Genomic DNA, 24,143 nt, shown 5'->3' with positions numbered 1-24,143 from the left:
AATTGGGGTGCTCTTTATTTTTTTTAAGCACCCCAACTGTTAGCATTGTTTATAATGGGTTCTTAACTTTGCACAACCTTAGTAGTGATATTGGGAAAGATGATAACCAAGAAGTAATTTTAGAAATTAATGACCCGCAATTTCATGGTTCAGCTTTATTAACCACTGTTAAAATGATTAAATATTAAAAAAATAATTTATGGTACCAAATTACTAACCAATTTCATCCTACTAATAATTATGTTGTTTTAGAAACGCTATCTCTAACTGAACTTGCCACGTGGTACCAACCAGCCCAGGTTTTCTTTGGTAATTTTTCGATGTTAGAATATTTTTTTACGATGATATTTTAATTTGTTATAATATAAATAGCGAAATGAAGGGTGATTTTGTGGAAGATAATTTTGATATTAATAATGAGACGCATTTTGCAATTGATAATTTTAACCAAGATTTTATTAATATTTTTAACAAAGTTAAAGAAACGTTAAAAATCATTGAACCATTAGAATTAACATTAAATTTTGTTGATGAACAAACTCAGGTTGAATTAAATAAAAAATATTGTCATAAGGATTATGTGGCGGATGTCCTAACTTTTGCGTTAGAAGAAAATGAAGAGCTTGATTTATTTAAACTAACTGGTTTACGCTCACTTGGTGATATTTTTATTTGCTATCCAAAAGCAGTTAGCCAAGCAGCAGAATATCAACATTCATTGCGCAGAGAATTAGCATTTTTATTTACTCATGGGATTCTTCATATTTTAGGCTATGATCACCAAACTAAACAAGAGGAAGAAATTATGTTTAATTTACAACGAATTATTCTAAATGATTTACAAATCCTCCGAAATCCAATAGAATAATATTGTGAGTTATTAAGAGAGGAAAAAATAATGGCAATTCGAAATCCAAACAAAAAAAAGATGTTCTTTAAATTACGTAATAAATTTGCGAATGCTTTTCGTGGTGTTTACACGGCAGTTAAAGAAGAATCAAGTTTAATTATTCATATTATTGTTTCAATTGCGGTAATTGGATTAGGAATTTGACTGCAACGCGAAGTTCCCAGTGAATTTGGGTATTTACAATGAACAATTGTCTTGTTAACAATTGGGAGTGTAATTGGTTTTGAATTAATTAACACGATGGTCGAAAACTTTGTTGACTTATTATCATTTGAATATAATATTAAGGCCAAAAAGATTAAAGATATTTGTGCGGCAGCGACCTTAATTAACTCAATTTTAGCTATTGCGATTGGTTTACTAATTATGTTACCACCATTAGTTAATGTTATTAAAATTTATTTAAAAATTTAGTACAAGAAATAGTAAAGGAAAATAGCAATGATTAGTTGATTTGATAAATTAAATAAGTTAAAGGACCATGCTTATGTTCCGTATTCCAAGTTTCATGTTGCTTGTATTTGCGAATTAACTGATGGTCAGACGGTTGCGGGTGTTAATGTGGAAAATGCTTCCTATCCCGTTGGGTTATGTGCCGAACGAACAGCTTTGTCCCAAGTTTATACTTTAGGATATCAAAAAAAAGACATTAAAAAACTTTATTTATATACTGATAGTCATCATATTGGTTCACCTTGCGGAATGTGCCGCCAATTTATTTTTGAATTGGTCGGTGGTGAAGTAGATATTGAAATTTATAATCAGGGGGGCGAGTCATTAACGATTAAAGTCACTGATTTATTACCATATGGTTTTACTAGCGGAGATTTAAATTAGTTATGAAGTTTAGTAAGAAAAAACAGGAAGTTAAAAAACTAAAGTTCCATGATGACTTGGAAACGGTTGATTTAGAAAATAGTACCGATTTAATTACGCCCCAAGTTTATAAAACAGTGACCGACAGTGAACTTGCACAATATATGGAAAATAACAAGATTTATATTAAGTTATTTTATAAAATGCATGATAAAAGAATATCATTTCGTCATAATTTTTGGCGAAAATTGCCAAATAGTAACATCCAAGATTATGCTAAAAAATATATTAATGTTTTAACAGAGCGTTTAAAAATTAATGGGATGCATTTAACCGAAGCAGAATTTAATTCGTCATGGGAAATCCACGAATATAATGTTGAAGGTTACAAAGGGATTAATTTAAAAACAGTCACTATTAAAAGTTGAGTTAAAAATGAAAACAATAATAAATGAGTAATTGTTGTCCATGGTTTAAACTCGCACAAGTTTCGTTCAATTTTCTTTGGATTAATTTATTTACGCTTAGGTTATAATATTTTAGTTTATGATCAACGTAACCATGGTGAATCTGATAAAAGTATTACAACAATGGGTTACAATGAAAAATATGACTTAGCAGCAATTGTTAATTTTTTAAAAACCCAATTTAAAGGGAGCGTTGACGAAATTAACTTTCATGGGTGGTCAATGGGGACTTTTGTCATTGTTGAATATTTAAAAGAAGATTATGAAAAAGAACGAAAATTAATTAAATGAATTGTTCTTGATTCAACTGTTGCTAATCTAAATGATTTATACCGCTACTATATTTTAAAATTACGTTTTAATTATTTTGATCATTTTTATGCAATTCGCAGATATGCAATTGATACGAGAGGTTATGATCCAGAAGAATTAAATCCCGGGGAAGGGTTAGAACCATTAAAATGGTTACCATTTTTATATATTTTGAACAAACGCGACCATGCCACGCCTTATTTAATGGGCGAAGAAGCATATCAAAATAAAATTGCGAGTGAAAAACCCCAACTTAGTGTTAAGGTTGATTTCGATGGTGACCATGTGCGCGGAATTTATAATAATCCAGAAAAGTATTTATCCTCAATTGCCGAGTTTATTAAAAAATATTCAAAATAAAAGATAACCCTCAGGTTATCTTTTATTCTTTTTGATAATCTTTTCTTTTATTAGTTTTGGTTTTAATTCAATTTTTAAATTTAACCCAAATTCTTTCATACCATAATGTTTTATCCTGGTATTTCTCAAACACTTTAAACATTGCATTATTTAGTAAATTTAATAAAATTTGAACCATCGAAAAAATAACAAAAAACCCAACAATAATTAACATACTATATTCAACTTTTGAAGCATTTTCCACCATGGGGAAATTTAAATCTAAGAAGGGATACGGATAAGCTCATGCGGTGTTTCCATCTTTTGTTCATATTGCCCCGCGCACCACAACAGAAAAAAAGTAAAATAATGGATAACTTATAGCAACTCACCAGTCTTTTTTAACAAAATTTTTAACCCAATGAATTTTATAATCCCCAAAAGTTAGGAAAGTATAAACAAAAAATAAGATTGGCATGACAAAGTGAGTAACTACTGTACAAGTAACCTGTGCAGTAGTATAATCACTAATGATTAACTGACCATTTTTATAACCAGTAATAATTTTAATTCAAAAAATGATAAACATTAAAATATTTCAATTTAAAATACTTAATTTAAAATTTGTCGAAAAAAACCAGAGTTTTTGCTCGCGATGATGATTAAAAATAATTAAAATTAACCAGACAATGGTAATGATATTAACTTGGACAGAATAAAAACTTAATAAGACATCATAATTTTTTAAACTATAATCAGTTGTTCATGGCTCAAAGCGTGGATTAACATATCAAAATTCTTTAAAACAATTCATATAGAAACCATAAGCTAAAAAACCAAAGGCAATTCCACTAATTATAACTTTATAGTATCAAATGTAATCTTTATATCATTTTTTAGGAATTCACCATTTCATTTTGATGCCTCACTTATGTCTTTTATTAGAATTATTTACATCATAACGGAATTAAAAGTATTTATCAACACTATCTTTTGGGAGAAATTAAAGTTATAATTAAAAATATCAATTTGATAGAAGAGGTGAAAAAAATGTCTAATCAGGTTAAAATTGAAAAACTACAATCAATTATTAGTCGGGATTTAACTTTAATTATGCAAAGAAAAATTAAGGGCCAAGTTTTAAGTGGGATTTCAATTAGTGAAGTAAAATTAACAAATGATTTAAGTCATGCGAAAGTTTATTACTCCTCATTAATGTCAAAAGATAAAGATGAATTGCAAAGCACAATTGATCGTTATCGTAAAGAAATTCGATCAAAATTAGCACATAAATTAGATATTTATAAATGCCCGGAGTTAGAATTCATTTATGATGATTCCTTAGATAATGCTAATAAAATTGAGGCAATTTTAAAAAAAGTAAAAGAATAAGTTTATTAAGAAAATTACATGACCCGTATAGGGTCTTTTAATTAATAAATAAATTATCTATCTTGCTAAAATTTTAGATCCGATATTATTAATATTACAATAAGGAAAATTTAAAATAAACTTACGGTATTTTTTAAGAGATTTAATGTGAAGTTATTGCCAATATTGTATTTAATATTTTTATGTTGATATTTTTTCGTGATTCCCTTTTTGCCAGCTCTGATTCTGTGAGTTTTATTAATATTAGTGTTTACTTGAATTAAGAAAAAATTTAATACGAAAGCAATTTTCTTTAGTGGATAGTTTATTATTCCATTAATATTAGCCCTATGGATGTTTATTTTACAAATTGGTTTTGTTATTTTTACCTTTAAACAATTCCATGAGTCTTTATTTGTTTTAGGTTGAACTACTTTATTTGGAACTTATTATACTATTATTATTTTTTAAAAGTTTAAAATTGCTTATTTCTTAATAGAAGAAAAGGAACCAATAAAATCAGACTTTGAAATAATAACTATCATACCTGACCAAATGCTCTGGTGGTTATTATTATTTATCATCGTTCTGCAGAATAAAATAAGAAAATTAAAAATTAAAACGGTGTTATCGCCCCAAAGTTTTCTAAAATAAACTAATATTTTAGAAAGGGTGTAAACATGAAAAAAGCAATTATTATTAAAAATGTTAGTAAAACAAATATTTTAAATGCAATTAATCTAGAAATTGAACATCAAGAAATTATAGCAATTATGGGTTTTAGTGGTTCTGGTAAAACGACACTTTTAAATTTAATATTAGGAGACTGGATAACCCGACCACGTTAACAATTGAAATAAACCGGACAAATCTAACAAAATTAAAAGAACCACAGTTAACAAAATTTTGTTTACAAATATTTCTTATATTTTTCATGATTATAAATTAATTGATTATTTTATAATCAAAGAAAATATTTTAATTACCCAGCGAATTAATCATCAAAAAATTGATAATAATAAATTAGATTACTTAGTAAAAACTTTAAATTTAGAGCAAGTTAAAAATTTAAAAATTAATTATTTAAGTGGCGATCAAAAACAACGATTATCAATTGTCCGTGCTTTAATTGGTAATAATAATTTTATTTTTGCTGATGAACCCACTGGTGCTTTGGATTTGATTACCCGTGACCAAATTTTAAAAGAATTAATTAATAATGTGCGGTATTTTCAAAAAACTTTAATTATTGTTACCCATGATCGTTATGTTGCTCAATATGCTGATCGTATTATTTTTATTGCTGATCATCAAATTGAATCAATTCATTCCCAAGTACAACTTGATGATATTGAAAAGAAAATGAAAGCGTTATTTAAAAATGTTTAAGTTTGCCATTTTTCAATTTAAAAAGAATTGCCCGCTTTCGATTGCAATATATTGTACTTTATTTATTGGAGCCTTATTTATTGGGACATTTTTAAACTTATTAATCGCCAGTTTTATTAGCAGTGCTCAACCAAAGGCAACAAATACAACATTATTTTTCATTATTTATTTTGGGCTAGTTATCTTAATTTCACTATTAATAATTAAAATAATTTTAAAGTTAAATTTTAATTTAAAACTAGAACAATATATGAATTTAAGGATTATTGGGTTTCGAATCGGTCAAATTCGTTATCTTGTGTTTTTAGAAAATATTATTTTCTTAGTACCAATTTTAGCGTTAGCTTTTGGGTTGTCTTTTCTTGGGATCCGGATTTGGGATTTACTATTCGAATGCGACCTTAAATGGTGCAACTTTCCTTTTTGGTGGATTATTTATAATTATTAGTTTTAGTTTAATGGGAAAAAATTGTTGTGGGAATACTCCTTGGTATTATTAAGATAAATAAGAAAGCCTACTATTTACAAAATACCGGAAAATAATTTTATAGTTCGTTAAATAAACTATTTCAAATTATTTTAGTGATAATAATTATTATTTTTTCTTAACTTATTTATTATATGGTCTTAATTTGGACTTATTTTCACCCACTTTGAGTGGGTCTAATAATAATTCTCACCTTATTATTTTTAAACATGCGTTAGAATTTTTAGAAACAATTTTATTATCTGTGTTGGAGGGTGTTTTCTGTTGTGATTGCCATTAACTATTTGTAAGTTTTTATCATTAGTAATCTTAATGAATATGAGTTATTAAGAAAATTAGATTATCAAAGAAAGAAAATATTCCTGCATTTATTCTGTCATCAATTTTACTAAGTTTCTTTATCTTAATTGGTGGTTATTTGCCAACATTAATTATTGGTTTAATTTTCCAAGAGGTGCATCTTTTACAAAAACCACTTATTTGAATTTTAATTCCGATCATTTTAGTTAGTAGTATTCTGATAATTAACTTTAGTATTCTGTGGTGTCAATTTAAGTTTAAAAAGTTATCTTAAAAATAGTAGTTTAAAACTACTATTTTTTATTTATTATGTAATTCATATAAGTGCATGATATTTTCTAATAATGAGGCAATTGTCATTGGTCCAACTCCCCCAGGAACTGGTGAAATCATTTTAACTTTGGAGTAGACATCATCAAAATAAACATCACCACATAGTTTATTATTTTTATCTCGATTAGTTCCCACATCAATAATAATGACATTTTCTTTGATCATTTCTTTGGTTAACATTTTTGGTTTTCCAACAGCCATGACTAAGATATCAGCTTGTTTAGTATAATAAGATAAATTATTTGTTTTTGAATGACAAACAGTTACAGTAGCATGGGCATTAATTGTTAAGTTAGCAAGGGGTTTGCCAACAATATTACTTCTTCCGACAATAACAACATGCTGACCAACTAAGTCAATATTATAATAGTTAAATAAACTCATAATACCTTTGGGAGTGGCTGGTACAACTTTTGTTTTATTAATCATTAAATTTCCAAGTACATGGGATGAAAATCCATCCACATCTTTTAAGACATCAATGGCATCAATAATTTTATTAGTGTCGATATGGTCGGGCAAGGGTAGCTGAACTAAAATACCATCAACATCGGGATCATTATTTAAAGTCATAATATGTTCAATTAGTTCTTTTTCGGTAATTGTTGCTGGATATTTTAGTAAACTAAATAAAATTCCAACTTTTTCACAAGCAATTTTCTTATTTTTAATATAAGTACTACTAGCCACGTTATTGCCAACTTGGATCACGCATAGTTTTGGTGTTCGGTAATTATTCATTTTAATATTATTAATTTCTGCAGTAATTTTAGCTTTAATTTTACTGGCCACTAATTTTCCATCAATTATTTTTTCTTTCATTTTTAGTTCCTTTCTGAATGTAATCTATCAATATTTTATATGAAAAGTAGTAATTTTAATAATTAAAAAATATTATATTTAGCATTTAAGATATAATCATAGTAAGAAATTAGTTGAAAGGAATGATTGTTATGAAAGATATTTGTAACATTGCAAAACAAATTAATTTAGCAACTGATGATTTAATTTTGTATGGTGAAAATATTGCTAAAATTAAATATAATAATTTTGACCAGGTAAACCGTAAGGGCAAATTAATTTTAGTCACTTCTATTAACCCGACCAAATCAGGTGAGGGGAAAACTACTTCGGCAATCGGAATTGCTGATAAATTAAATAATTTAGGACATCAAACAATCTTAGCATTGCGTGAACCTTCGTTAGGACCGGTCTTAGGTTTGAAAGGATCAGCTACCGGTGGTGGTGAGTGTGTATTATTGCCAGAAAATGAAATCAATCTGCATTTTACTGGGGATTTTCATGCTATTACCAGCGCAAATAATTTAGTATCAGCAATGATTGATAATTTTTTATATTGAGATAACCCACTCCAAATTGATATTAATAAAATTGTGTGACAACGTTGTTTAGATTTAAATGATCGTGCTTTACGGGAAGTTGAGATTAATATTAAAAAAAATCTTGTTCACAAGGAAAAATTTCAAATTACTGCTGCTAGTGAAATTATGGCAATTTTAAGTTTAAGTAAGAACCTTGCTGATTTAAGACAGCGCTTAGATCAAACAATTGTTGCTTATAATATTAATAATGAGCCAATTTATATTAAAGAATTGAAAATAACGGGTTCGTTACTAGCTTTATTAAAAGATGCAATTTTGCCAAATTTAGTCCAAACCAAATACGAAACTCCCGCTTTAATTCATTGTGGACCATTTGCTAATATTTCGCATGGTACGAATTCAATTATTGCCACCGAATTAGGGTTAAAATTAAGTGACTATGTTGTTTGTGAAGCTGGTTTTGGTAGTGATTTGGGTTTTGAAAAATTTAATGATATTGTTAATTTTCATCAAGAGTTTACTCCTGATTGTACGGTATTGGTGGTCACCATCAAAGCATTAAAATTAAATGGAGACTTGCCCGAAGAAAAATTAGATACTCTTGATTTAGCAAGCCTTGCTAAAGGTTTAACTCACTTGGAACATCATATTAATATTATTAGAAATTACCATTTAAATTTTTTAGTTTGTATTAATCAATTTGCTACTGATTTACCAGTTGAAATTGAATTTTTAACTCACTGGTTAGAAAAAAATAAAATTGAATATGGCATTAATAATACTTATTATTTAGGAATTAAAGATCAACCAGATTTAGCAAATAAAATTATTAAATTAGCAAATCAACCACAACACTATACACCAATTATTGATTTTAACCATACTTTAATAAATGAAAAAATTGATATAATTTGTCAAAAAATATATGCTACCAATAATATTGAGTATCGCCCTGAAGCATTAGCTAAAATTAAGCATTATAATACTTCGGAATTTAAGCATTTTCCAGTTTGTATGGCTAAAAATCACCAAACAATTTGGGGGAATGCTGATCGCCATGATAATAAAGTAATTATTCGGGATATTAAATTAAACTCGGGAGCGCAATATTTTATTGTTTATTTATCAAAAATTATTACCTTGCCAGGATTAAATAAGAATCCGAATGCCTTTGTAATTGATGTTCAAGATAATACAATAATTAACATTAAATAATCTTTTAATTCAAGATATAATTAATAAGAAGAGGAATTTTTAAATTCAATAGAAGAAGGGCTACAGATGGACAAGAAACCAAAGTTTTTAGAATTGAATAGTATTGTTAGTAAACATTTTAATTTACAGACCAATATTAAACGAAAGTTAAAAACAATTTTTGATAATTACCGCCGTGTGTTTAAAAAATATGGTTATCAAACAATTGCCCTGGGTGAATTTGGCTGTAAGACCTTAACAAAATATGAAAAGATTGAATTAGAAATTGCGGTTGTTAAATACTTACCAAAAATAATAACTGGTTTACGGGAAAAAATGTTTCAGAATATTGCTAGTGAAATTTGTAAAAATAGTAATTACACTGACTCAAAAAATACGCAAAATGATGGCTATTTAGAATATTTAGTTGAAGAGGAAGTTACGATTAAAGTTCGTATTATTCCGTTTTGTTATAAAAATAATAATGGGAAACTTGATTACTTTTTTTGACGCAATGGTGTGGAAAAAACTGATAATATGATTCAGGTCGTCCAGCATTTTAACAAAGCCAATAAGATTTCAAATAATTTATTGCGATGTTTAGTTAAACTAATTAAATATGTCTTAAAAGAAGACTTTGCTTATTATTATATTTTATACACTCTAGTCTTGCGCTGATTTTATGAATATTTTATCAAGTGCTATGATGCTTTTTTACAGAAGATTGATACTATTAATCGCCTTGAAAAAAAGGACTTAGAAAAATATAATGACATTAACTATCAAAAGAACTGGTTTAGTAAAAATATTGATGGGGAAGAATTAATCTTTTATATTTTAGAGCGTTTTTGACGTTCAGAAACTTATTATTTCCGTGAGTTTGAATTTATTGAAGAAGAAATTTTTGAATCAATTTCTCGTTATAGTTGGTATACTAATAGTGTTTTTTTAACACCATATGATTATTATGTTGATTTTAAAATTTATAATATTAAAGAATTTAATGATTTAAATATTGTTCAAAATGAATTAAAAAATTCCCAAATTTCTCGCATTCAATATGATTATTGTCGTTCACATGATTTAGGGATTTATGTGACTCCCATTAAAATTGAAGGGGTGGTTGGTTTTATTGACTATGCAATCAATTTTAAAAAAAAAGCAACTGAATTATTTAAAAAACTAGATCCTGAAAAACGGAAAGATGCGATTAGTGTTAATCAACGCGAAATTATGGAAGAATTAAATTTAATTGCCCACAAGTGATTAACAACTTATCGGCAAAAATTAACATACATTAAAACTTATTTTGATCGGAAATATCCAATTTTATCTGGTACTAACTACTATATGAAAATCCAAGCCATTATTTCTTCTGTGGATAATTTAAAAAATGATGACTATATTATTGGATATGATACTTAATTTTTAATAATTGAGTAATTAAGTAAAATTAAAAAATATGATTCAAATGATTTTCATAATTTAAGAAAATAGGATAAGATTAATAGCATATAAATTTATTATTTATATTGAGTTGCAGAAAAATATTTGTCTAATAAGGAGAGAAAATATGGAAAGTAATGAAATTGGTAGGGGTAGTCCATTCTATAATGCTGTTATTAAAGAACTATCTTTAATTGTGGAAACTGAAAATATTGTGGACCAAATTAATCCAATCTTATTATTAGAAATTATATTATATTAAGAAAAATGGTAACTATACAATGACAAAAAAACATGATATTATTAAACGCATTATCATCGAAAAAACTTATAGTTTAGAACATACCATTAGTGAGCTAGTTAAAGAATATGCTGATGCTTACCAACGTCTTTATCAAAAAGAACCCGAGTTACACTATACTTATATTAAAATTTTTAAAAAAAGTTAAGTTAGTTGCTTAGAAGTTATATGGCCAAAAATTAAATTATGTTAAAACTTTTTATTTCCATTATTTAGAGTGAATAATGTGAAATGAAAACTTGCAAGATTTACATTCACAAGCGGTTAAAAAAATTGCTTGCGGTACCACAATAATGGTTAATAGTTATGAGTATTTGCTTTCAACGCAACGATTTAATTGAAGATGTTCAAAACCACTTTTTAGAATTATCAAAGGCAAATGGGTGAATTAAAAAAATTGTTTTAGATAATGATAAAGATTTTAAGCAATTTTTAGCAAGTAATCCCCATCTAAAAAAACCTTAGCGCTAGCTCAGCAAAATTACCGTTTGATTGGGGATAAAATTTTAATAATTAGTGATTTACAAAAGACAATTTATGGAACTTTAACAGAAATTGCTAAAATCTTATTTAAAGAAGCAATTATGGTAAGTAAAGACAACGAAAGTAATTCTAACAAAGTATCGGAAATTATTGAAAATCTTGAAAAAAAATAATGGGAAATTTCAAATTAACTAAAAAGAATTAGCAGAATTTATTAATAAAGAAGTACTAGATGATGAGTTTCAAGAATTGCTAGAAGGATATAATTTAATTCCAATTGAAGAACAAAAAGATGATGAGTAAGGAGATAATTATAATTATCTCTTTTTTTCTTGGTCATTATATTATAGAATAACCTTAACAAGGCAAAATTAAGGAGACAAGAAAATGAAAAAGATTGTATTAGCAATTACTGGTAGTGTTGCTGCTTTTAAGGGGTTAAAATTATATGAAGCTTTAAAAAAGAAATACCATGTTGAACTAGTGCTTACCAAAGGCGCCCTGCATTTTTTAGAAAACCTGCCGGCAGAAATTAATACTGAAATTTTTCCCCATGACTATTATAGTAAAAATAATCCCTCTGAACATATTAGGATTGCGAAAGATAGTAATTTATTTATTTGCTATCCTGCAACCCATAATTTTATTGCTCAGATTGCGAATGGTTTTACGGATAGTTTAGCAAGTTTAGTATATAGTGCCACGGATGCTTATAAAATTGTATTTCCGACGATGAATACGGTAATGTATAATTCACCAGCTAATTTACGTAATTTAGAGACCCTAGCCAGGGATGGGGTGGAAGTTTTACCAGCTAAATATGGGTTATTGGCATGCAAAATTTATGGTATTGGTCGCGCCTGGGAATGAGAAGATGTTCTGGCCCATGTCGAAGAGTATTTTTCCTTCCAAGATCAGTTCCAAAATCGTAAAGTTTTATTAAACTTTGGTCGTACCAGAACATATCTTGATGGCATTCGCTACATAACAAATAATTCATCGGGTAAAATGGGAGATGCCTTAGCCCATGTTTTACAGTGAGCAAAAGCCGACCTTACTGTTGTGCAAGGAGATGTTGATATTCCCATTAATTACCCAACCACAAAAGTAATCACTAACCAAGAAATGCTCCAGGCAATGTTAAAAAATTATGCCGAGCAAGATATCGTGATTGCTTGTGCGGCTTTAAATGATTACCAAATTGCCCAACCATTAACGGGGAAAATTAGCAAAAAAGATCATCCAGAGTTGGAAGTCAAATTAACAACAAATGTTGATGTTTTAAAAGAATTAGGAGCTCAGAAAACACGGCAATTCTTAGTTGGGTTTAGTGTCCAAAATAATTTTGACTTAGAATATGCGAAAGAAAAGTTAGTGCATAAGAATTTAGACTTAATTGTTATTAACGAAATTTCAGCAATGAATAGTGAGGAAAATAAAATTATTTTATTATCAAAAACAAGGGCGTTACCGGTAGATAATAGTTCAAAATTAGCAATTGCAAAAGCAATTATCAATGAAATTTTATTTTTACAGCAAAAGGAGCAATAATATGTACTTATTAATTGATATTGGGAATACTGCCATCAAGTTTGCTAATTATGATGGGCAAAAAATTAATCTTTTTTTAACCTTACCGAGTCAAAATTTGATTATTGAAAAACACTTATTGCAAAAAATTAATGTTGCTTTTAATAAAATTGGCATCACATGAGCAATGATTAAATTAATTTGTTTATCTTCTGTCCGCCCAATGTGGGATGGAATTATTCGTGATTTAGCAAGTAATCATCATCTGACGTTTTACCAATTGAAAAAAAATTTAGTTATTGATGATTTTACAATTAATGTTCCTAATCCCCGTAATTTAGGAGCTGATTTACTAGCTGTTGCTTATGCTAGTTATCATGAGTTTAATAAAAATGATAGTGTTGTTATTAATATGGGGACCGCCACCACAATTACAATGGTCAAGGACCATCAATTCGAAGGAACAGTTATTATGCCCGGGTTAGCAACAGCCAGCGAAGCTTTATTTTCCCGCGCGCAATTATTGCAACAATTTGAGATTTCCTATGAAGATGCCTATATTGGTAAGAATACTAAACAAGCTATTAATATTGGTTTGGTAAAAGGCCATGGTTTAGCAATTAAAACCCTTGTTGATGAAATTGTTGTTCATTTAAAAAACCCCATTATTGTAATTACTGGGGGAAATAGTTATCATTTTGAGCAGTTATTATCAAATTATTTATTTGATAAACTCTTATTATTTAAGGGATTAGTATATGCTCTGCACCATAATAATTTAATAAAATAAAAAATAGTAGTATTCACTACTATTTTTTTTTGAGACATTTTGTTTAAAAGACCATTTAGGTATCATACACGGTCAACGTTCGTTCTATTATATTTAAAATATAATAATTACCTAACATGTTCTCTTTATATGTGCATTCTTAATTTACTTATTGTTTTGTCTACTTAAGACAATTAAATAATATCACTTATTTTTAAAAATGCAACAGTAATTTTGCAAATTTTTGACAATTTAATATATTTTAACATCATTTAAACTTTTAAAATTCAAGGGTTTAATAATGGTCATAATTACTATTAAAATAAAATAAAAAAAACAGATTTGGTAAAATGAACAGCCTAGAAAACCAAATCTGCTCTTCAATATAAGTGTATGAAAAACAAACTATTTTAAGATTATAATTATTTTTAAATACTGCTACAAAAGAATAATTATTAAGCACAAAAGGAAAGGCATTAATAATTTGTAAGAAAGATATAAATGTAACAATAATTATTTTTCATACGTAATTATAATAAATTATTTATGAAAAATTATCAAGATTTTTTAGTAAAATATAACTAATTTAGAACAAATTAAATGATATAATGAATTTAAGTACAGATTTAAAGGGGTTTTAGCAGATGAAAGATGGTGTTATTTTAATTGATAAACCAAAGGATAAAACAAGCCATCAAGTGATCCAAGAAATCAAGCAAAAATTAAATGTGCGAAAAATTGGACATGCGGGAACGTTAGATCCCTTGGCAACGGGTTTATTAGTAGTGTTAATTAACAATGCAACCAAAATTAGTGAATATTTATTAAGCGCTAATAAAGGTTATGATGTTGAAATGAAATTATTTCAAGAAACCAATAGTGGTGATATTACGGGGAAAACTATTAAGGAAGAACCGCCGTGGAAACTAAAGAAAAAAGAAATTAAAAAAGTTTTTGCGGCGTTTAATGGTTTTATGTATGAACAATATCCCCCTAAATATTCAGCTATTAAAGTAAACGGTAAAAAGTTATACGAATATGCTCGTCAAAATCAGGATGTCGAAATCAAACCACGAACAGTAACAATTCATGAAATTAAATTAAAAGAATATAATTCCCACCAGCATATTATTAAGTTTAGTGTTATTTGTTCAAAAGGAACTTATATTCGTAGTTTGGTGATTGATCTTGCTGATAAACTAGGAACAATTGCTACGGTTAGTAAATTAACACGAACTTTATCGGGAAATTTTACCTTAGCCAGAGCTGTTAAAATTGAAAATTTAGAACCTAAACATATTATTTCAATGTATGACGCGTTATTTATTAATAAGCAACCATTATTGTTATACCATTATGAAGATGAAATTAAACACGGGAAACCAATTGTAATTATTAACCATACTGATCCCATTATTTTTATTATTAATAAACAAAAAAAAGTATTAGCAATTTATAAACATATTGGTCGTCATGTGTTTGCTTCCCAACGGGGAATTTGAACTCCAGACCCTAATGTTAAAAAATTAGAAGGTGAAAATGAAAACTAAAATTATGAAAATTTTAAGATGAAAAAAAGATTTTGATAGTACTCCCAAAATTGCGTGCTTAGGTTTTTTTGATGGTTTACACGAAGGCCATTTAAAAGTTATCGATGCTACTTTAGTAATTGCCCACGAAAATAATTTATTATCGTTATTTTTTACATTATCAAAAAGCGTTAGTGATTACTTTAAAAAAATGAATACTAAACTAATGGAAAACAAAGTTAAGCAAGAATTAATTGATGCTCGAGGTTTTAATTATTATTTAGAAGGTGTTGTTAATGATGAATTTATTTACTTAACTGCCCACCAATTTTTAACCATTCTACAAGAAAAGTATGGGGTCCAAAAAGTAGTAGTTGGACAAGACTTTTCTTTTGGTAATAAGAGAGCCGGGAATGTTGAAACTTTACAAGATTTTTTTTGGCAAAGATAATGTTACAATAATTAGACGAGATCCAATCAGCCATGCTTCTTCTTATATTCGTAATTTAATTACTAATAACCATGATTTAATTAGCGCTAATAAATTATTAGCCTTTCCATATTCAGTGACCGGGATTGTTGACCATGGTAAAAAATTGGGACGCACAATTAATTTTCCGACAGCTAATATTTATTTACCAAGAAAGTGTTTATTACCTTACGGAGTATATGTTACCGAAACGTTAATTAATAATCGTTCTTATCCATCACTAACTTCTTATATGGTCAATAGTAAAAACCAAGAAGCAGTTGAAACTTATTTAATTGATCAAAACATGGATTTATATGGTCAAGAAATTAGAGTCTTGTTTTTAGAATATATTCGACCAAATATTAAAATTTCTTCCATTGCTGAATTATCAGAATTAATTAACAGTGATTTAAATTATTGAAAACAGCATTATAGTATTCACAGCAACTAATAAATAGTAGAATTTTTACAAAAATATTTAAAATAGTGCTTTTTTTGTTAAATTAAGACTATGAAAAAGCATTAGGCCCAGTAAATATTATAGTAGGTTTACTATGATGATTAGGGGTCTTTTTTATGTTTTTTTTATAAACACAAAATAAGAGAGGTAATAATTGAATGAAAAAAATTTTAGCAATTTTAGGAGCTCTAGGTTTAACAGCAACCGGAGCAAGTAGTGTTGTTGTTTGTGATAAATCAGATAAAAATTCAGGAGAAATTAGTCAATTAACATTTGTTGATAGTAAAAGTGTAAAAGACTTAGAAGCACTAAAACAATTGATGATTTTAATAATTTAACAGATGAAACATCACCAGAAACAAAGTAATTTTTAATTAAATATTATATTGAAAAATCTCTTTATTTATAAAGAGATTTTTTCTTTTACCAGTTAATTAAAATTAGGGTCATAAAAAAATATTTAAAATTGATGACAAATTATTAAAATTACGGTATAATCATTTAATGTAAAAGGTAAAAATTTTTTTATAAATTTATCTTATTTTCCATAATATTTAAAATTTTATTATAAAAGTTAGGAGATAACTATGAATAAGAAAAAGCAAATGAGCAAAGTTGGTTTTATTGTTTCTTCTTTAGGAGCAGCAATTGGACTAGGGGTAATTTGAGGATTACCTGGTTATATTAATAAGAACGGGGGATTTTATTTTTTCTTGTTTTATATTGTAGCAATGATCATTGTTGGAATTCCGTTATTAATCTTTGAATTTAATTTAGGAAACTTGCGCCGTAAAAGTGTGATTAATATTTTTGAAAAAGAAAATGTTAAAGTAAGTAAATTTATTGGGTGGTTTCAATCAACCTTAATGATTATTATTCCAATATATTATTCAGTTTTAGTTGGTTATACAATTGTTTCAATTGGAATTGAATTTAGTCCCAGTCTTATTAATGATATGGGTGGTAATATTTTTAATAAGCATATTTTGCAGAGTGGTGGCTTTGGTGTTAGTGCGCATGGTGGTTTTCAATGAATTGTATTTTTAGCCTTTCTCTTAGTTGTTATTTTAGTGGGATTAATCTTATCATTTGGGATTAAAGGGATTGAAAAATTAAACAAAGTATTTATGCCCTTATTATTTATTATTATTTTTATTTTAGCAATTTATATTTTAACAGTTCCGGGTAGCAAAGAAGGGTTAGCTACTTTATTTTTAAAAGATAATTTAAAAAAACTAGGGACAACCCAAACTTGAAGTAGTGTCTTTTCCTTAGCATTCTTTACCACTTCGTTAGGAATGGGAATGATGATACGGTTTGCCGGAGTTGCTCCCCATAACCAAGATAATACTTCCAAAACATATTTATTACTAATTGGGATTTTATTTTTATCAGTTACCAATTTAATTTTTATCTTTGGTTCGTCCGGGGCAATTGTTAATAATAGTATAAGTGATAAAACTAACATTTTATTATTCCAGCAAGAAATTACTAATAAATTTGGTAGTGATTCGATAGTGTTCGTCTTTAATGTGCTTCCAAAGACTTTCCATATTATTAACCAAAATACTGTTGTAGGCTTTGGTAGCTTCTTAGGAATTCTCTTTTTCTTAGCCTTGTTCATTGCGGGATTAAGTACTACGGTCGGAAATACCGAAGTTATTGTAGATGCAATTGAGACTCAGTATCATTTTAAAAAGCGCCGAGTTATTTTTGGAATATGTACATTAATCATTGTGGTTGGCTTAGCGTTAGTATTTGAAAATACTTACCAGTTAATTAATTCCTTCCAATTATTAGCTGCTGGGTTAGATTTAATTTTAGTATCATTTGCACAAGTAATCTTCTTTGTTCATAAAACTAAAAAATTAGATGTCCTAATTAAATATAACAATAAAGTTTCATGAATTAAATTAGGGACATTATACCGCTTAATGATGTATTATGTTATCCCGGTTATTTTATTTATTATTATTGGCTTTTCTATTTATGATTTTGTGATTTCAACAACAACTAACCCATTATATATTTTTATCTTAGCATTAGTGTTAGGAATTTTGGTACCAATAATTTCGGCATTAGCTAATAGTCCTGAAATTTTTGATGCTAAAAAAAATAAAATTAAGAAGACAGTTATTCAAAATGAAATTCCTAAAGTATCACAACCTAAATTAGAAGACGAGGTGGAGTAGATGTTAACGATTATTGCTTTAACAGTATTATTAGTAATTTTAATTTGTTTAGGAATTTTGTTTGGGTTCTTTATTTACAAAGATTTAAAACGTACTGAACATACAATTGAACTTGACCAAGAACTAGCAGAACATAATTTATTAGAAGTTGATTTAGAAAGTGAATTAGAACAAGAAACCGTAAAATAATTTTTATTAAGAATTATTAAAACTTATTTTTATAAAAAAATTTTTATAATTTAAAATTAAATAAAATAATATTATGTTATTATTAAAAAGGCATATTAATGTCTGTATTTAATTATTACTAGTTTTTAAAGATAATTTTAATAAATGTTATTTAAAAAATAGTTTTAAGAATTGATTTATTAAGATAAATCAGTAAGTAATCTAGAAATGACTTATGATAGATTAAATTATTTGGCAAATTCTAATATAGAGTATTTATTTATTTTTATGCTAACTATATTTTGATGATATAGATATAGAAGTTTCATTGGTAAGGGCAGATTTAATTTCTGAGATTAAAGAGATGAGTCTTTGAAATATTTTTATGATTCTGGTCCAAGGCTAGATCGAATGCGGAAGTAATAAGTTTTGGCTTTAATGACAATAATTATGTATTTAATGGTGAGGTATTTAATACTAGAGAACAATTAAATCGTTATATATTAAAAATAAAATCCCAATTGCAACTGTTAATACAATCCAAAATCCAGGTAATTTTACCATTAATGGTAGTGGAGAATTATCACGAGATGTATTATCAGCATCTTATGAGAAACCAATAACAGTTTATCAGTGGAATGATAAAAGTGCTTATTTAAATTGAACAGATGCTTTAAAAACTTTTACAAATTATCAAAAAGTTTATAATATTCAAGGCCAAATTCGTTACAATGAATATAAAGCACGAGAATTATTATGAAAATTCTATAAAGAAAAAATTAGAAGACTCTTCAAATTTGCAAACGGAATGTTATTTGCAAGAAGCAGTAAGCAACAAATTTTAAGTAAAAGTAAGTATCAAAAAAAAGAACTTAAAATAACTGATGTTATTTTTAGTGATACTGGTGAATTTGAAAGTTTTTTGTGAAATGCTTTAAATGCTCAAAGCTGTTTATTAAGATTTATAACTGCTAATAATTATGGTCAAGTTTTTAACCAAAAATTAATATAATAGATAATTATTTGAAGACCATTCACAAAATTCAAGAAAAATAAAAGCAAGAAATTAATGATGGTGAATTAGTAGTAACAAAATTAAAAAAAAGAAACTATTATTACGAAAAAAATTAATGCGGAAAAAAACTTAAAATAGGAAAGATATCTCGTCTTGACTCATATGAATTTTCTTCAACAAATACAAATGAATACAAAAAACCTTTATAATTAAGGATAAAAAAGAATAATTATTATTCTTTTTTATTATTTTACAAATTAAAAATAATATAGTAAGATATGTTTACAACTAAATAGCTTTGGAATAATAGATGTTTGGGAAAAGAGTTAGATTCTCTTGCTGTCCCAGCAACTGTGATGCGGATGAACGTTACATAGCCATTAAAGGAAACTTTGAGAAGGGTAACTAGTAAAATGATGCTAAGCCAGGAAACCAGTCTGTTATCTCACTAAAATTATGTTATTCCTGGGAATGAAATAACAAAATTATTTTGTAATCTTTGATAATCTTGCTAATGCTTTTTTTTGATTACTTTTAAATAATTTAAAAATATTTGTACTCCTTTCCCTAATGAAGTGAATGCTTTTTAGTTGTCAAGGAAAACTTGTTTTAGGGATTATTACAAGTTTTTTGTTAACTTTCCATAATTTATTAACAAATCCCATCTAGCATTGAACGGGAATTAATATTGTTGAATAATTAAAAAATCCAGATTACTTTTGGGTTTATTTTAGTAACGCTAATTAATTAAAAATATCTTTGAAAGGAGCAATTATGGCAGCACAAAAAAATAAATATTATCAAGCATCACTTTCACCCCTTGAATATGCCCAAGCTAATTTTCAGGGGAAAATGCGGTCAGTTAACTGAAATGTCATTAATGATGATAAAGATTTAGAAGTATGAACCAGAATTACCCAAAATTTTTGGTTACCAGAAAAAATCCCAGTTTCTAATGATTTAACATCATGACGTACTTTAAATCCGGAATGACAACAATTAATTACCCGCACATTTACTGGTTTAACATTATTAGATACAATCCAAGCAACGGTTGGGGATGTTGCCCAAATTCCTAACTCATTGACCGACCATGAACAAGTTATTTATACAAACTTTGCTTTTATGGTTGCTGTTCATGCGCGATCATATGGAACTATTTTTTCAACTTTATGTTTAAGTGAGCAAATTGAAGAAGCCCATGAATGAGTTATCAACACAAAAAGTTTACAAGAACGTGCCCAAGCGTTAATTCCATATTATGTTGGTGATGATCCGTTAAAATCAAAAGTTGCGGCTGCTTTAATGCCAGGATTTTTACTATATGGAGGATTTTATTTACCATTTTATTTATCGGCCCGTGGTAAGCTCCCAAATACTTCGGATATTATCCGATTAATTTTAAGAGACAAAGTTATTCATAACTATTATAGTGGTTATAAATACCAACAAAAAGTTGCTAAATTACCCCCAGCTCAGCAGGAAGAAATGAAACAATTTGTTTTTGATTTACTAAATGAGTTAATTATTTTAGAAAAAAAATATTTACATGAACTTTATGAAGGTTTTGGGTTAGCTGAAGATGCAATTCGCTTTAGTTTATATAATGCTGGGAAGTTTTTACAAAATTTAGGTTATGAATCACCTTTTAGTGAGGAAGAAACTAGAATTGCCCCCGAGATTTTCACTCAGTTATCAGCCCGCGCAGATGAAAACCATGATTTCTTTTCTGGAAATGGTTCTTCTTATGTAATGGGGATTACTGAAGAAACTGAAGACGAAGATTGAGAATTTTAGATTTGATGAATAATTATGCATGAGGATGTTATTAGAGTTTCCAACCAATCAGTTACCAAACCAACGGGTGAAATGTATGTTGTTTATTTTTCCTCAACATCAAATAATACGCACCGCTTTATCCAAAAACTAAATATTAAAAATACACGTATTCCCTATGATTTATCAGAAGAAATCTTAGTTGCGAAAGATTATGTTTTGATTTGCCCCACATATGGGGGTGGTGGCAATGATTATAAAGGAGCAGTTCCTAAACAAGTAATCAAATTTTTAAATAACAACCAAAATCGCCAGTTTTGCCGCGGGGTGATTGCTTCTGGAAATACTAATTTTGGTGACACCTTTGCGGTGGCTGGACCAATTCTTTCCAAAAAATTACAGGTTCCATTATTATACCAATTTGAATTACTAGGAACTCCACATGATGTTCAAACCATCAAAAAAATATTAAGTGATTTTTGAAAGGAATAGAATTTATGAAGACAAATAAAGTTTCTCTGTTAACAAATAATGTAGATAATGAAGAATACATTGCTTTGAATGCAAAATCAAAAATATTTGAACGGGGAAAAGATAATTTTCAATTTGACGTGTTAGCGGCTGAAAGTTATTTAAACCACCATGTGTTACCAAATCTTAAAAAATTTGATGATATTAAAGAGCGCATCACCTACTTAGTAGCCGAACAATACTATGATGAAACAATTATTAATAAATATCAAATCGAAGAAATTGAAAAATTAACAACTCTTGCCAAAAGTTATCATCATCACTTTCCTAGTTTTATGGGAGCGTTAAAATTTTTTAACTCCTATGCTTTAAAAACTTTTGATAATCAGCAATATTTAGAAACTTATGAAGATCGGGTGGTAATGAATGCATTATTTTTTGGGGATGGTGATTTTCATGCCGCCCAAGCAATCCTAAAAGAAATGATGTTAGGGCGCTTTCAACCAGCAACTCCGACTTTTTTAAACGCGGGAAAAAAACAACGAGGAGAATACATCTCGTGTTACTTATTAAGAGTTGAAGATAATATGGAATCAATTTGTCGTGCAATTTCAACTTCTTTACAATTATCAAAACGCGGTGGGGGTGTAGCCTTATGTTTAACTAACCTTCGTGAATTTGGAGCACCAATTAAAAATATTGCTAACCAAGCCACGGGGGTTATTCCGGTTATGAAAATTTTGGAAGACTCCTTTTCATATGCTAATCAATTAGGTCAACGTCAAGGAGCTGGTGCAGTATATTTAAATGTTCATCATCCTGATATTATGTTATTTTTAGATACGAAACGAGAAAATGCCGATGAAAAAATTCGAATTAAATCCTTATCATTGGGGGTTGTGATTCCTGACATTACATTTGAATTAGCAAAAAATAATGAAAAAATGGCGTTGTTTAGTCCGTATGATATTCAAAAAGTTTATGGAAAACCGATGAGTGATATTGCCATTACTAAAGAATACTATAATATGTTAAATAATCTGGACATTAAAAAAACCTTTATTGATGCACGAAAATTATTTCAAACAATTGCGGAATTACATTTCGAAAGTGGTTATCCATATTTATTGTTTGACGACACAGTTAATAATCGGAATGCGCATCCTGGCCGAATTGTGATGAGTAACTTATGTAGTGAAATTGTTCAGGTAAGTACTCCGAGTGAATATAATGAAGATCTTAGTTTTAAGAAAATGGGGGAAGACATTTGTTGTAATTTAGGGAGTGTTAATATTGCCAAAATGATGGAAAGTGGAAGCAATTTTTCTGAAGCAATTTATCAAGCAATTAAAGCATTAGACCATGTATCACGTAACAGTAATATTGCAAGTGCTCCTTCAATTGAATATGGTAACCAAAAAAATCATGCGGTTGGTTTGGGAGCAATGAACCTCCATGGTTTTTTAGCAACTAATCATATTTTTTATAATTCTCCCGAAGCAGTTGATTTTACGAATATCTTTTTCTATGTGATGGCCTACCATGCTTTTAAAGCATCAAATCAACTGGCTCAGCGGGTTGGTGTTTTTAAGAACTTTGATGAATCTAAATTTGCCGATGGTTCATATTTTGATAAATATACCAAGTGTGCACCAGATCACTACCAACCTCAAACTGATAAAGTTAAAGCATTATTTGCCAAATATAATATTATAATTCCAACCCAACAAGATTGAATTACGTTATGTGAACAAATTAAAAGCACGGGGATGGCTAACTCTCATTTAATGGCCGTAGCACCAACTGGTTCGATTAGTTATCTATCATCATGTACTCCAAGTTTACAACCTGTGGTTGCTCCCGTTGAAGTTCGCAAGGAAGGAAAATTAGGACGGGTATATGTACCTGCTTACCAAATTAATTTTGATAATATGGGCTATTACGCTTTAGGAGCTTATGAAGTCGGACCAAACCCAATTATTGATATTGCTGCCGTCGCCCAACAGCATGTTGACCAAGCAATTTCATTAACATTATTCATGACCGATACCTCTACGACCCGTGATTTAAATAAAGCATATATTAGAGCTTTTAAACAAGGATGTTCATCAATTTATTATGTCCGTGTCCGCCAAGAAGTATTAGCAGATAGTGAAAATTATGAATGTGACGCTTGTGTAATATAATAATTTTTAGGAAAAAATAATGTAAAAAATATTAAAATTGATTAAATAGGAAAAAATCCAATATTATAAGAATAATATTTTAAT

General features: G+C 28.2%; 28 protein-coding genes and 1 riboswitch. Of the genes, 26 read left to right on the top strand and 2 right to left on the bottom strand.

The features are described from left to right. Positions 1-391: 391 nt before the first annotated feature. The 4 genes from ybeY to P344_RS03630 are packed head-to-tail and all read left to right on the top strand — an operon-like array spanning position 392 to position 2,865. On the top strand, positions 392-868 hold the full coding sequence (ybeY, locus tag P344_RS03645) for an rRNA maturation RNase YbeY (RefSeq protein ID WP_025317527.1): 477 nt from the start codon (positions 392-394) through the stop codon (positions 866-868). A 30-nt stretch (positions 869-898) separates the two neighbouring features. Continuing rightward, positions 899-1,324 carry a diacylglycerol kinase family protein gene (locus P344_RS03640; RefSeq protein WP_025317526.1) on the top strand — a complete coding sequence of 142 codons (426 nt, stop codon included), beginning with the start codon at positions 899-901 and terminating at the stop codon, positions 1,322-1,324. A 27-nt stretch (positions 1,325-1,351) separates the two neighbouring features. Next, positions 1,352-1,747, top strand: coding sequence for a cytidine deaminase (gene cdd, locus P344_RS03635; RefSeq protein WP_038677597.1), 396 nt, complete (start codon positions 1,352-1,354; stop codon positions 1,745-1,747). Positions 1,748-1,749: 2 nt separating this feature from the next. Next, on the top strand, positions 1,750-2,865 hold the full coding sequence (locus tag P344_RS03630; protein ID WP_047797226.1) for an alpha/beta hydrolase: 1,116 nt from the start codon (positions 1,750-1,752) through the stop codon (positions 2,863-2,865). A 22-nt stretch (positions 2,866-2,887) separates the two neighbouring features. Here the strand turns inward: P344_RS03630 and P344_RS03625 are convergent, their stop codons facing one another. Then, complete coding sequence (locus P344_RS03625; protein WP_025317524.1) at positions 2,888-3,760, bottom strand: hypothetical protein; 873 nt, start codon at positions 3,758-3,760, stop codon at positions 2,888-2,890. Positions 3,761-3,894: 134 nt separating this feature from the next. On the opposite strand from P344_RS03625, the gene rbfA reads away from it, so the two are divergent. The 4 genes from rbfA (at position 3,895) to P344_RS08160 (ending at position 6,052) form a co-directional block, all read left to right on the top strand. Beyond that, positions 3,895-4,236: a 30S ribosome-binding factor RbfA gene (rbfA, locus tag P344_RS03620; RefSeq protein WP_025317523.1), complete on the top strand. Its 342-nt coding sequence runs from the start codon at positions 3,895-3,897 to the stop codon at positions 4,234-4,236. A 659-nt stretch (positions 4,237-4,895) separates the two neighbouring features. Further along, positions 4,896-5,063, top strand: a complete 168-nt coding sequence (locus P344_RS06345) for an ATP-binding cassette domain-containing protein (protein ID WP_081717393.1) — start codon at positions 4,896-4,898, stop codon at positions 5,061-5,063. 58 nt (positions 5,064-5,121) lie between these two features. Further along, a complete protein-coding gene (locus tag P344_RS03615) occupies positions 5,122-5,604 on the top strand; it encodes an ATP-binding cassette domain-containing protein (RefSeq protein WP_051413774.1) in 483 nt (160 codons plus the stop codon). Further along, the gene (locus P344_RS08160; RefSeq protein WP_465165647.1) at positions 5,495-6,052 is read left to right on the top strand and encodes an FtsX-like permease family protein; all 558 of its coding nucleotides are present in this window, start codon (positions 5,495-5,497) and stop codon (positions 6,050-6,052) included. Before P344_RS03615 ends, P344_RS08160 begins: the two co-directional genes overlap by 110 nt. 639 nt (positions 6,053-6,691) lie before the next feature. Here the strand turns inward: P344_RS08160 and P344_RS03605 are convergent. Beyond that, positions 6,692-7,546, bottom strand: a complete 855-nt coding sequence (locus P344_RS03605) for a bifunctional 5,10-methylenetetrahydrofolate dehydrogenase/5,10-methenyltetrahydrofolate cyclohydrolase (protein WP_025317521.1) — start codon at positions 7,544-7,546, stop codon at positions 6,692-6,694. Between the two features lie 131 nt (positions 7,547-7,677). Here P344_RS03605 and P344_RS03600 point away from each other — a divergent pair, with 131 nt between their 5' ends. From P344_RS03600 to nrdE, 18 genes are all read left to right on the top strand, one after another. Then, positions 7,678-9,282, top strand: a complete 1,605-nt coding sequence (locus P344_RS03600; protein WP_025317520.1) for a formate--tetrahydrofolate ligase — start codon at positions 7,678-7,680, stop codon at positions 9,280-9,282. Positions 9,283-9,348: 66 nt separating this feature from the next. After that, the gene (locus tag P344_RS03595) at positions 9,349-10,686 is read left to right on the top strand and encodes a hypothetical protein (protein WP_025317519.1); all 1,338 of its coding nucleotides are present in this window, start codon (positions 9,349-9,351) and stop codon (positions 10,684-10,686) included. 148 nt (positions 10,687-10,834) lie between these two features. Next, complete coding sequence (locus tag P344_RS07900; RefSeq protein ID WP_269078579.1) at positions 10,835-10,969, top strand: hypothetical protein; 135 nt, start codon at positions 10,835-10,837, stop codon at positions 10,967-10,969. 19 nt (positions 10,970-10,988) lie between these two features. After that, positions 10,989-11,156, top strand: coding sequence for a hypothetical protein (locus tag P344_RS07065; protein WP_201773780.1), 168 nt, complete (start codon positions 10,989-10,991; stop codon positions 11,154-11,156). A gap of 158 nt (positions 11,157-11,314) precedes the next feature. Next, positions 11,315-11,473 (top strand): hypothetical protein, encoded by a 159-nt coding sequence (locus P344_RS06975; protein ID WP_162488600.1) that lies wholly within the window; start codon positions 11,315-11,317, stop codon positions 11,471-11,473. A 23-nt stretch (positions 11,474-11,496) separates the two neighbouring features. Next, entirely contained in the window at positions 11,497-11,664 is a 168-nt protein-coding gene (locus tag P344_RS06760; RefSeq protein WP_156028554.1) for a hypothetical protein, read from the top strand. 214 nt (positions 11,665-11,878) lie between these two features. Then, complete coding sequence (gene coaBC, locus P344_RS03585; RefSeq protein ID WP_025317518.1) at positions 11,879-13,042, top strand: bifunctional phosphopantothenoylcysteine decarboxylase/phosphopantothenate--cysteine ligase CoaBC; 1,164 nt, start codon at positions 11,879-11,881, stop codon at positions 13,040-13,042. Between the two features lies 1 nt (position 13,043). Next, a complete protein-coding gene (locus P344_RS03580; protein WP_025317517.1) occupies positions 13,044-13,811 on the top strand; it encodes a type III pantothenate kinase in 768 nt (255 codons plus the stop codon). 623 nt (positions 13,812-14,434) lie between these two features. After that, on the top strand, positions 14,435-15,340 hold the full coding sequence (truB, locus tag P344_RS03575; RefSeq protein ID WP_025317516.1) for a tRNA pseudouridine(55) synthase TruB: 906 nt from the start codon (positions 14,435-14,437) through the stop codon (positions 15,338-15,340). Further along, positions 15,330-15,770 carry a nucleotidyl transferase family protein gene (locus tag P344_RS07500; RefSeq protein WP_248679127.1) on the top strand — a complete coding sequence of 147 codons (441 nt, stop codon included), beginning with the start codon at positions 15,330-15,332 and terminating at the stop codon, positions 15,768-15,770. Before truB ends, P344_RS07500 begins: the two co-directional genes overlap by 11 nt. Next, on the top strand, positions 15,733-16,242 hold the full coding sequence (locus tag P344_RS07495; protein WP_248679125.1) for a riboflavin kinase: 510 nt from the start codon (positions 15,733-15,735) through the stop codon (positions 16,240-16,242). The genes P344_RS07500 and P344_RS07495 overlap by 38 nt, the downstream gene beginning before the upstream one ends. Before the next feature lie 167 nt (positions 16,243-16,409). Then, on the top strand, positions 16,410-16,589 hold the full coding sequence (locus P344_RS03565) for a lipoprotein (protein ID WP_025317515.1): 180 nt from the start codon (positions 16,410-16,412) through the stop codon (positions 16,587-16,589). A gap of 249 nt (positions 16,590-16,838) precedes the next feature. Further along, entirely contained in the window at positions 16,839-18,443 is a 1,605-nt protein-coding gene (locus P344_RS03560; protein WP_025317514.1) for an SLC5/6 family protein, read from the top strand. Further along, positions 18,444-18,632 carry a hypothetical protein gene (locus tag P344_RS03555; protein ID WP_025317513.1) on the top strand — a complete coding sequence of 63 codons (189 nt, stop codon included), beginning with the start codon at positions 18,444-18,446 and terminating at the stop codon, positions 18,630-18,632. Between the two features lie 787 nt (positions 18,633-19,419). Then, a complete protein-coding gene (locus tag P344_RS03550; RefSeq protein ID WP_025317512.1) occupies positions 19,420-19,623 on the top strand; it encodes a hypothetical protein in 204 nt (67 codons plus the stop codon). A gap of 294 nt (positions 19,624-19,917) precedes the next feature. Further along, positions 19,918-20,081, top strand: a riboswitch (cobalamin riboswitch). A 319-nt stretch (positions 20,082-20,400) separates the two neighbouring features. Next, positions 20,401-21,423: a class 1b ribonucleoside-diphosphate reductase subunit beta gene (gene nrdF, locus P344_RS03545; protein ID WP_025317511.1), complete on the top strand. Its 1,023-nt coding sequence runs from the start codon at positions 20,401-20,403 to the stop codon at positions 21,421-21,423. Positions 21,424-21,438: 15 nt separating this feature from the next. Further along, complete coding sequence (gene nrdI, locus P344_RS03540) at positions 21,439-21,894, top strand: class Ib ribonucleoside-diphosphate reductase assembly flavoprotein NrdI (RefSeq protein WP_025317510.1); 456 nt, start codon at positions 21,439-21,441, stop codon at positions 21,892-21,894. 5 nt (positions 21,895-21,899) lie between these two features. Further along, positions 21,900-24,059, top strand: a complete 2,160-nt coding sequence (nrdE, locus tag P344_RS03535) for a class 1b ribonucleoside-diphosphate reductase subunit alpha (protein ID WP_025317509.1) — start codon at positions 21,900-21,902, stop codon at positions 24,057-24,059. Positions 24,060-24,143 lie beyond the last annotated feature (84 nt).

This window comes from Spiroplasma mirum ATCC 29335 (assembly GCF_000565195.1).
Lineage (GTDB): Bacteria > Bacillota_I > Bacilli_A > Mycoplasmatales > Mycoplasmataceae > Spiroplasma > Spiroplasma mirum.
Note: the sequence above shows the minus strand (reverse complement) of the source record. Positions and strands in the feature narration are given on the sequence as shown.